This is a genomic window from Bartonella sp. TT67HLJMS, assembly GCF_042193375.1.
Taxonomy (GTDB): domain Bacteria; phylum Pseudomonadota; class Alphaproteobacteria; order Rhizobiales; family Rhizobiaceae; genus Bartonella; species Bartonella grahamii.
Map to the genome: position 1 here is coordinate 1 of NZ_JBHILP010000018.1, position 10837 is coordinate 10837.

8 protein-coding genes are annotated in these 10837 nt (G+C 39.4%); all 8 read right to left on the reverse strand.

Annotated elements, in window-relative coordinates:
- On the reverse strand, positions 1–1193 hold a 1193-nt coding region (locus ACFIJQ_RS08500; protein ID WP_375629873.1), incomplete at its 3' end, for an MFS transporter.
- A 631-nt stretch (positions 1194–1824) separates the two neighbouring features.
- Complete coding sequence (locus ACFIJQ_RS08505; RefSeq protein ID WP_375629876.1) at positions 1825–2994, reverse strand: MFS transporter; 1170 nt, start codon at positions 2992–2994, stop codon at positions 1825–1827.
- Between the two features lie 720 nt (positions 2995–3714).
- The gene (locus ACFIJQ_RS08510) at positions 3715–4188 is read right to left on the reverse strand and encodes a hypothetical protein (protein WP_375629879.1); all 474 of its coding nucleotides are present in this window, start codon (positions 4186–4188) and stop codon (positions 3715–3717) included.
- A gap of 1313 nt (positions 4189–5501) precedes the next feature.
- Entirely contained in the window at positions 5502–5987 is a 486-nt protein-coding gene (locus ACFIJQ_RS08515) for a hypothetical protein (RefSeq protein ID WP_273788681.1), read from the reverse strand.
- Between the two features lie 89 nt (positions 5988–6076).
- The gene (locus ACFIJQ_RS08520) at positions 6077–6655 is read right to left on the reverse strand and encodes an MFS transporter (RefSeq protein ID WP_375629882.1); all 579 of its coding nucleotides are present in this window, start codon (positions 6653–6655) and stop codon (positions 6077–6079) included.
- 508 nt (positions 6656–7163) lie between these two features.
- Entirely contained in the window at positions 7164–8402 is a 1239-nt protein-coding gene (locus ACFIJQ_RS08525; protein WP_273788679.1) for a DUF2087 domain-containing protein, read from the reverse strand.
- A 13-nt stretch (positions 8403–8415) separates the two neighbouring features.
- A complete protein-coding gene (locus ACFIJQ_RS08530) occupies positions 8416–9087 on the reverse strand; it encodes a hypothetical protein (RefSeq protein WP_375629885.1) in 672 nt (223 codons plus the stop codon).
- A 194-nt stretch (positions 9088–9281) separates the two neighbouring features.
- A complete protein-coding gene (locus ACFIJQ_RS08535; protein ID WP_375629888.1) occupies positions 9282–10484 on the reverse strand; it encodes an MFS transporter in 1203 nt (400 codons plus the stop codon).
- Between the last annotated feature and the right edge of the window lie 353 nt (positions 10485–10837).

A 10837-nucleotide genomic window follows, 5' to 3' on the forward strand; every position in this document is an offset into this window, starting at 1 on the left:
ATTTGCTGTAATATGCGTGTGATAACTGCTGTATCTTTGACGTATAAACTGTTGACATATTGGATAGGGGCGGAAAGGCAGACAATGGTGGTGATGCCAAGCCCTATGCCTCTTAGCAAGAATCCAACCCCATCCATGCTTATATTATAGCCGAAGCATAATAATCCAAAGCTTGATATCACCAAACCAATTCCTATCATGAAAAAGGGAGATTTTTCTTTCCATTTTTGGTAAATAAATTTCCTTCCGATCCATGCACCTACCCCTTGTAAAGCAAGGACTGCGCCGATGATGAGAAGGCTATTTTCATGGGCTTGTTCCATGGCAACGGCTAGTGGGAAATAAACAAGGAAGCTATAAAAAAGAAATGAAGCAACAAGTCCCATGATCATGAGTAATGTGTAGCGCGCATTTTGAAATCCGCTAAAGACGATTAATTTGTTTTTTGCTTTCTGATTAGAAACAATGAACAATATGAGAGATATCACCGCTATAAGTGCTAGGATATATACGGAGGTGTTGTTCTTTATATTTCTGGCTTCTGTGAGATAAAAAAACGAAATAAGCGATATGAAAAACGCTAAAAATGCAAATAAGTTAAATTTTGTTTTTGTTGTTTCGTTGCTCTTTAAGTGTTTAGCTCCAATGGTGAGCGCCAATAAAATGAGCGGAATATTAATAAAAAATAACAAACGCCAAGAGACATACTGAGCAAGTGAGGCGCCCACCAGCGGACCAAAGGCAGGAGCGAAAACTGTTGGTACGGCTATGGTGCCCATGGCTTGGCGCACTCGTGTCTGTCCAAATTGTAAGGCAATGATGGTTTGGCTAAGGGGCAGCAAAAGACCGGTCCCGAAACCTTGAACGATACGGGCAGATATAATGGTTGGAAAATTATAGCTTAATCCTACCCCCAGTGATCCAAGCATAAAAATGAAGCTTGCAAGAAACCAAGTTCTTTTGATACCTATTCTTCCTTGCACAAAAGCTGCTATCAACAATCCTGGCACGGTGGCAAGAAAATAGGATGTTACAACCCATTGTATATTATTTTCCTCTACTGAAAGATAAAAAGCAAGGTCAGGAAGGATGACATTAACAATGCTTCCGTCCAGCAAGGGGAGTATGCTGGAAATAATTACGGTATATATGACATACCTTTCTGATTTGGTATAGGAATCCACCTTTTGCATGATCATGCTCCCTACAGATACTCTTTAAAATGTTGGTTTTACCCCATAAATCACAGACTTTGAGAATGAACACCCGTTTGTGATGGCTTTAATATGGGGATGAATGTGATTGGAAGTGCTGATGGTCCCCAAATGCTTCTCTTGTGTACAACCCCTCTTCCTCCAAAATGAAGCTATCAGTTAAGCTGATCTTGATGAGTTTATCGAGGAGTCTGTTCGTCGTCAACTCACTTTGCATGTTTGAAAATTTGAGAGAATACTCTGCATGATCAGAAAGGAATAAATGCATTGCGTATTTATTTTTGTATTCGTTCCATTGTTTTTCCATGATAATGCTTTAAGCCTTTAAAGTCTGGACAATTCTGATGCTTGTGGAAGAGCTTTTGGGGGAAAAGTTATGAGAACGTCAATGTTATGATGATTATGGCTGTTTATTCTTGCTATGGATGGCGCTGATGATCTTTTTTCGTAAAAGATATATTATGATAAGCAAAAAGAAAGAGAGAGTCTTGCTTCATATAAGTGGAGAGGGGGGGGCTTGTCCGAAATTGTCATCTCGATATCGTTGAGTGATGTGCAATCAATCATGGCATGATGGGGGGTGAAGAGGATAAAATGCTTTTTCATCAACTTACCTTTTTGCTGAATTTTTGAGTGTGAGGAGAGAGAGGAGGGCGGTACTCAGAGAGGCAATACTCAAGATCTGCCAAACCGATAATCCAAAAAATTCTTGGTTGTAGAAGAGGGAGCCAAGATAACTTCCTGCCATGCCTCCGAAAGCACTGGACAAGCTCATGATTCCAAATGTGCTAGCGATTAAGCGTTCATCTATATTTGTGGCCTCATAATCGAGGCGTATGTAGATCACGATTTCAGCAAAGGAAAAGAGGATGATCGCGAAGAAGAGGTAAAAATAAGAATGCTCAAGAGCGTGGAGGAGGAGGAATGAGATTCCAAACAAAACAAAGGATAATACTTTGGGCGTTTTGGAGTTTTCTTTACATGCCCATTTGGAAACAGACATTTGGAAAAAGATCACGATGAGAGCATTCAAGACAAAAATAAAAGAAGTAGCACTTCCTCCAAAAACCTGATCACTGAACACAGGTATGGTGCTTTCGAGTTGGATATAAAAAAAGGTAAACAAGAATATAAAAAGCGAAACGCCAAGCATGGTCTTGTTGGTGAGCAACGTTCTAAAATCAGAAAAATTTATTTTGTCCAATTTGTTAGTATTAGAGCTTTCTTTTAAGGTGCAGTTCAGAAGAAATAATAAAAAAAAGATCAATCCAACGAAACTAAATAATAAGGAGGGGAGCATTTTAAAAATCAACATTCCAAGCAAGGGGCCGATAGAAACCCCCATATTAACAAAGACTGATCTTGTTGCTAAGGCATCCACTTTTTCAGTTCTCGAAACATTTCTTACTAAAAAAGATTTCGCAGCAGGAGTGTATAGACTGCTTCCTAAACCAATGAAGGCGCAAGAGAGGAGGAGGATATAAAAATTATGCGTAAAACCAATAATGAGATAGCCAGGGATTCGTGTTGCTAGACCTAAAAGCATTGTTTTTTTTACATGGACATAATCGGAGAGCACCCCTCCTAAGAGAGAGCCTGCCTTTTTGCATAAAAAAGCTACTCCGATGATGATTCCAACTTCTGTTGTACTGAGAGAGTTAAGTTTATTTAAGTAAATCGCCAAAAAAGGGACAACCATAAATATCCCAATATTGCTGAGTAAAGTTGTTATGAGGATGAGTTTTATGCTTGCCTTGAAAGTGAAGAATTTACGCACCATTTTATTTTGCCACCACAAGATTTACTTTTTTGCTTAAGAAAGTGCATTTAACAGAGTCGTTTCTGAACTTGTTCCTGTGGTCAATAAAATGTCAGCGCATGCAGATTGGTCTCTCAAATTCAGAGTTTTTCCCTGTAAGGTACATGGGTAGAGAATAGTTTGCTTGCTCCTTGCATGTTGCAAGCGCATTTGCTGAAATTTACCTGTTGTTTTGCATAGACAAGTACTTGACCGATAAAGGTTTGGGGATCAGTTCTTATTCGAAATAATTCAGGTTTTCTTCCTAGTGCACATTCTAAAAATCCTTTGTAGATATTGGTGTTAAAAGTTTGGCAGAGTGCTTCACCAATTTGCACGCCTCTTAAGCGTGGATTTATTCAACAACTTTAAAGAAGTCCCCTTCAGTGATGATAAATTCCGTATGTGCAAAGCCCCCATGATAGGAAACAGCTGCTAGGATATTTTTAATCCCCTCTTCTATTCCCTGTAATTGCGCAATGTTCTTGTCTAAGGGAAAGCTGTTGCAAGTTTCTTAAAGTCAGGCATGTCTGACATGACCATGCTTGAGAGGGCGAGAAGCTTTGTTTTCCCTCGATAGCTAATGATTTTAGCACTGTAGAGTGTGCCTGTAAAGAAGGTTTCAATGAGATTTTTTTTGAGGGAAGTATGGTTTTTTATAAATTCCATGATTGCGGTAAATTCCGTTTTATTTTCTGCAAACTATACGTTTTTTGAGTCTGTTCCCTGTGGGTCTTTCAGAATGACAGGATAGGAGAGCTCGTGTGTGGCTTGGAAAGCCTCACGTTCAATAACAGTTACTTGTCCTTTTGTGAGACCTTTTTCACAGAGGATTTTTCTTAAACAAGCTTTGTCTCTACAGATATTTATCGCATAGGCATTTTGGGTTTTATATCCCAACTGGGCGGAGATTTCGTTGACACTTGTCGCCCACGTGTCTGTAAGATTGAGAATGCCACTACAGTTTTTTAAATTTTTGCAATAGGTTATCATTTCCGCATGATGAAATGTATCGCGTTCAATAACACTGAGATGCACGCTTTTAATATAATCCAGTTCATAAAAATAGAGATCTTTATTGTGGGTGAGGAGGTGTAAGTGAAGTGCGAGCGTTTCTGCTGCCTCTATAAGTCTAGCCAAGTCAAAGGTTGAGGCTTCCACCAGTACAAAATGCATCTCTATCTTCTCTTCATGGGAATTATTTGGGGAAAAAAGCCGCAAAAATCGTTTGTTTATTCCCTTCAAAATGCGATTATGACAAGGACAACTGTTGTTGATGGACGTTGAAAAAAATGAAAAAGCGCGTATGGGGGCAATAACAATCAAGCGCAAGAACGCTTGTGGGAAGTTGCAATCTTAGCTTATTTAATTTCCACTAAATCACTATCAGGCACTATAGGATATTGCGAAGTTTGAAAAAAGGATTTTATTTGGGGGGGGGATTTTTTCAGAGCTTGAGGAGCGAATAAATTGAGATTTCCGCATAAAGCAAATATGGAAAAATTGCGCTTTATTGATACTCTCTTTTATCAAATAAGAGGATGAGAGCGATGATAAAAGAGCGCTTCTTTTAAGGGTGTGCAGGTGAATTAATGAACAATAAAACTCTATCCACCCGTGTTCAAATTTTTTCACGATAATGCGTTGCATGGTCTTTCGCCGAAAGAGTACAACCTTGAAGATTCAAGACATTTGTTAAATCGTGAATAGAAGTTAAAGCGCCCATAATATTATAAAAGGTTGGTGTTCTTCCTTTCAGGTGTAAGGTATGTTCGTGGTGTTCCACAGTTATATGATTGAGCCTATGCAATATGAACACTCTCACCTGTGATGAGCTCAAGTAATGAAGCATCATCAGGATAAAAAAGGATACTCTTCATTCATTGTTTTTAGGCATCATTTTCAGGATGTGTTTTCGCTTGAATGTGTCCGATAAGATGTAAACATTACTGTTTATCTAAAAAACATTGGCAATCTTGGAACACTGGAATCCTATTGGACCAGTTTCTTTTGTGGTAAAGCTAAGGGGGTTAATACCTAAGTCAGGGATTTAAAGTCTTTTATTTTTAACACAGATTTAAGCTTGAAAGGTTTCTCCAAGAGAAAATAGGTTTTTTTGAGAGATTTTAATTTTTTCTCAAGAGATCGTAATAAGTTTATCCGCAAAACTTGGTAGGCATATAATGATATCGATAGAAAATTCTTCGATAGCTGAACTCAAAGTCTCAAGATCAACTATAGAGGCAAATGGGTAATATGTTATTTTAAGAAGGTGACAAATTTCATGTGCCAATAAAAATCCGCTCCATAATCCTTTAAGCTGTGAGGCAATTGGCAATAGGGCTTACAGAGCAATCTTTAAAGACCGTTTCGAGCTTTTTTGCCGCAGAGTTGTGTACTCCCCATAATTGAGTGATTTATGGCGAAGTGTTTTAGGCACTCTTATTGTGCTATGGGTTTTCAAAAAGGATATGTGACATGGAAGCTGCTTATTTTTTAGTTTGCGTGAGGCAAAGGCAAGAGGCAAAGGCGGAGGCACAAACAATCATGCAAAAGATGAAAGCGATATGATTGTTGAAGTGGCTGATGATCCATCCACTTGTCCATGAGCCGGCGGCTTGGCCAATATTTGAAACAACAAGAATATAACTAAAAAGAACACTGGCAGAGAGAGATACGGTTGTTTTCCCTGCTTGATAGTATATCTCTGGAACCATGACAGATTCATAGACACTGTAGGCAACTAATGCAGTCACAGCGGTAAAGACCCCACTTATGAGGAAAAACGAGGAGAAACTTCCCATAAAGCAGAGAAGATAAAAAGTTGCTTTATCGGAAAGGGTGAGATGTTTATTGATCACCCCCTGCCAGATACAAATGCTGATGCCAACAATTGAAAAGAAAATCCCACTATAAGGAGCGAGAGTGCTATCAAATTTACTGAGAAGTGTTGTGGTGGTGATGAAAATTCCCATGAGGAATGCACAAAGCAAAGCCGTGACCAGCAAATAAGCAATAGAACGATTATGTATTATTGTTTTTAAAGAAGAAAGAAAAGGATTCTTTATTTTTTGTTTTTTTCAAGAGATAATGTTTTATGGGGGTAATGATAAACAATTTTGAGAGATAGAAAACAAAGATACAAACTAATGAGTGCAAAAAAAGCCATTAAGAAGGTCGACGCATTGTACTTTATGGCACTTGTTGCAACAAGAGGGGCGATAACAACCGCAGCGTTTTGAAAAAATGAATAGAGGGTTAATGCGCGCTTAAGAGCACTTCCCTTGAGATGTTCTGATAAAATTTCTCGCAAAAATGGTTTGGAAAGTGCTTTCGAAAAAGCCATTAAGGTAAAAAAGATCAACCATGCAGAAGGTGTGAGCGATAGGATAATGCACACAAAAGCGCTACTCCTTAAAATAAAGGCGGTAGCCATTAAGAGTTTACGCGAAAATCTTTCTAATAAACCCGTTGTGGTTACCATGAGAATGCTTTCAAGGATTACTGATCCAGCGAGATAAAAAGCAACATTGGCAGCAGTTATGAGAGAAGAGTTTCCAAGCAGAGGGAGTACAAAGAAAAAGGAAAATTCAGAAAGAAAAACTGTGCTATAGATGAAAAAAGTTATTTTATTTTTGCCCATGGAATTTCCATAGAAGTGTCGTTAAATGATCAAATACATTTTATTGTATCTCTTGAGGAAGTTTTATTAGCCCTGTTTCCGCTGTACACATTTCGTTGAAATAGTATCCTTCCTGATTTACCAGCCAGTCCACTGCAAGAATGTTATTTTTTTGTCTACGATGTTTTTAGAAATATCGAGCATGATTTGGGTTGAGCAACAGCACTGTTTCCTGATGTTTGCGCAACAATCGGTAAGATCATTGAGACCTTGATCCCATATCTTCTCCTGATGATTTTGACTGTTTCTAATGCTATTTGATAACCAAATGGCACCCCGCATTCTTGCTTTTCCATTGTATCCTTTATAAAGGGGATGTACTAACCCCTCCATAGATTGTCAACATATGAATGAGATGAATGATTTTATAACCTTTTAATGAAATTATATTTTTTTAGTGGAAGGTTATTCATTCTCTTGAAATATAGAAGAAAAACGATAGAGTTCGCTAACATTTTTCAATTCTCTTTTAGCGCATGCGTTGATATTTGCCTCCATGGCGTTGTAAAAAACCCCTCTCAACAAGAGTGCGTCGTAATCGGGCAAAGTCTATCGTAAAGAGGTTGCATATCTTGGAAACTTCCGTTTCGCTATAGATTTTTTGCTTCTGAAAGGCTTGTGCAATTTTTGATAGCATCTCTTCTGTTTCTAAATGGCGGTCGCTTAAATTTTCCCTATTCCGCTCATGTTTATTTTCTAGCATTTTCCACAGTGTCTCTTCGGCTTGAAATCCTTCTGTTGTGTTGTGAATAAGTCCGAGGTTCAAAAGGCGATTGATGGATTTGTGAATGTTTTTCGCATCTGAATCGACATGTTTGAGGACTTCGGAAAGATTTTTCGCACCAAGGATAATGGCGGCATAAACAGCGCGCAGTGTAGGTGAGGTCATGGCAGAGATCAGTGAATTGCGGGTATCGCGTTTGCGAAGGGTTTCTTTTCCCATGGGCAAAAGATCATTACGAATGGGCAGTTCATTGATTTCTATGAGTTCTGCTTGTAGCGATTGTGCGCGTACAATTTGTTCGGTAGGGGTGCGTTTGCGAATAATCCCCAGACCACTTTGGCGATATTTGTGGTTTTCGGGGAGTGTTAAAGCCTCATAGGAGCCATCAAGCCGGTAGAGAATTTCTTCCCACAAAGGAGTTCTGATACTTTGACCCCGTTGTGCCCCATTGAGAGCAATTGTTGTTGTCATTGTTGGTTCATGCAGACATAGATAACCACCAGCGGTGATGTGTTCCCAAAGGGTTATAACAAATCGCACATCATCTGCTGGAGTTCCAGCATCGATCCAAGCAAAATCTATTGGTCCCCAAGATTTGAGGGTGCTTTCATCAAGAGAGAAGAAATTCTCATTGATAAATGTTACAGTGTCTTTTTTAATGCCATCTTTAAGAAGTTCTTGCCATACTTCTTCTGCTGATTGACCTTTGGCTGTAAAATCATCAATTGTAATCAGTTGTGGTTCGTAATTTTCAGGAATTCCTGAAGGATCAAGCAAAGCTGTGCGCTCTTCCCAAGTGGAGGATTCTAAAAGCTTTTTATCTTGTTGCCATGATAATTTCGCTTTTTGAAGTGCTTTAGCAATCAAGCGCGTACGATCCCCCGCACCGATTTCAATGACTGTGTGCGGTCTTGCCATTTGAATGAGCGTGTAAATAAGCTCAGCACTGTTTTCTGTTCTCATATCGGGTCTTATCAGGGACATCTTTTGATCCTTATCATTTTACCAATCGCAGCATTCCTGCTTTTATAAAAAACGTGGTTGTTTGTTCTATGGGGTGTTGAAGATGCATTTCTGTTGTGGCTTTTTGCAAGAGAGGTTTGGTTTTTTCATTCAGCCGGATTGTGCGCCCATTGAGTTGATTAATGGCAAGAGTGCCAAGAGAAGAATCTATGATAATATATGTTGGCTCTCGTAAAAGAGCCGTTGCATCATTTTCTGAAAAGGCTTGTTGATCTGTTTTGATGAGACCGTGTCGCAATAGTGATATTAAAAGACTGTCCACGTCAAAAAGGTAACCATTGAGTTTGATTTCTTTCAAGGACTGAACAGAACAGCTCTTATGAAGTGCTGCAAATGTTAGCAAATCAAATCCAGCAAAAGCACGGCTTTTGGTGGAAACAACGGTGATAGGTTGAATTTGGCGTTTGCTAATGAGTGCTGGTTTATTTTTTATTATTTTTACATCTTTTGCCCATTGAATATGTGCTAGGGGGGCTAATTTGCGTGGATAAACGGCAAAAGAATTGATTGCTATGGTCGGTGTGGGTTTTTGTAAGGCAAAGGTGTGGATGTTTTCATTCAAGTCATGTCGCATATAGTCTGCCAGTTGCCACACATAGCCGCCTGTTCCATTGTAAAAGTTTAAGCCTATAGGATCTTGTTGCATGATGTTATCGTTTTTTTACTTTAAAATATCAAGTTTTGGGGAGGCTTGTTAGTTGCTCTACATTAAGGAGTGGTTTATCAAAATTCTATTGGGTTGGTATGGGGTTGCATGAGAGATACAACGATTTGATCGGGTGGTGATTGTCATGCCATTTTTGGGGCATTGTTTGCTGGCTGGACAAACAGCCCAGTCCACTAACCATTCTCAAATTCTCTCTGTTCCTTTTTTTGTACGGCACTGTTCAAGATAAAACCTAATATGCCTGCGATCATTGTGGCGATGCCAATGATAAACAGTGTGCTTTGGGTATGATGAACATGGACAAAACCAGCTCCAAGAAAGCCAAGGCATACGGATGTTTGTATGATGAAGAGATAGGCGGGCATTTGACTGTTTCGCTGTTCTTTTTGAATGGCTTTCATCATAAAACTTGCCATTAGAGCATTTTGCACACCGTTTGCACTCCCAAGGATGAAAAATGACAGCATCATCAGCCACACAATGTGTGTGAGGGAAAAGCAGAAAATTGCAAAGCCAATGATTGCAGCGGCAAGTGATGCACCAGCGGCATTGCCAAAGCGATGAAAAAGGCTGGAGAAACAGAGTGGACCAACCACGAGGCCAAGACTTACCATGCTTGTGATCACTCCATAGGTTTCAGCGCTTAAGTTGAGATCGGTACGAATGCGGACAATCGATAAGACGTTGAGAGCAGAGGTGAGGATGATGGTAATGATGAGGGGAGAAAGAGCATAGACAACATTTTTTTTACGCAAAAGACCTCTTAAGTCTAGCCCTTTTTTGCTTTGCTGCGCTGTGTTTGTCGTTTGCGCATGAATTTTTAAACTTTTAAAACAGAAGAGAGTGATAAAGGTGGCAAAAAGAACCATGATTGACAGCGCAAACAATCCTTTTTGCCCGTTCGATAGACCATACAACACACCCCCTAGCAGTGGTCCGGCAATATAGCCAAGATTACGAATTGTTTGGATAACGCGGTTTAGTCGATCTAGTTGCTGATCATTGTTTGCAAATTCTGGGACGGAAACGAGGATTGCGGACCAAAAAATTGAACCAGCACAACCTAGTGCGAAAGAAAGTGCAATATAAACCCAAAATTGGTTGGCGATTGCAGCTATGGCTATAAAGAATGCTTCAAACAATAAAACAATGGGTACTGTTCGTGTTGGTTGGAAGCGATGCAAGAGACGTGGTGCAATTGGTCCGGCACAAATTGCCCCGATAAGCCCTGCAAACAGCAGCATTGAAATAGAAGCTGTGCTTTCTGCTAAGTGTAGAGCAAATGTAACTTGAGCCGTTTCATCGGCAAAGCTGCTAAAGCCCAAAACAAGGAAAAGTCCCATTTGGACGAAAATCATAGATTTTTTCTTTGCCACAATGCTCCTCCCCAAGATGCTAAAGGTACAATTTCCTTCTGCGTATTTATGGGATATCCCGCGTTTTGTCTAGTTTTTCTTGATGATCAGTTGAGAAAGGAAGTTTTCAGAGCTCTCTTCAAAATAAGCACAATGCCTATTTGCAGCGATGAGCAACTCCTTATGTTTTTTGAAAGGGGAGTATTGAAGGATTATAGACTGGCGAAGTTATCTGATATGAGAGACAATGATACAAAATGGCAATCAGGAAATTTTGCAAAAAAGCTGCATCATGTATGCAGCTTTTTATGTGTTTTCTTTAGAGGTAGAAGTTTTAAAGCATGAAAGTATCCTTACGGCTTCTATAACCATAA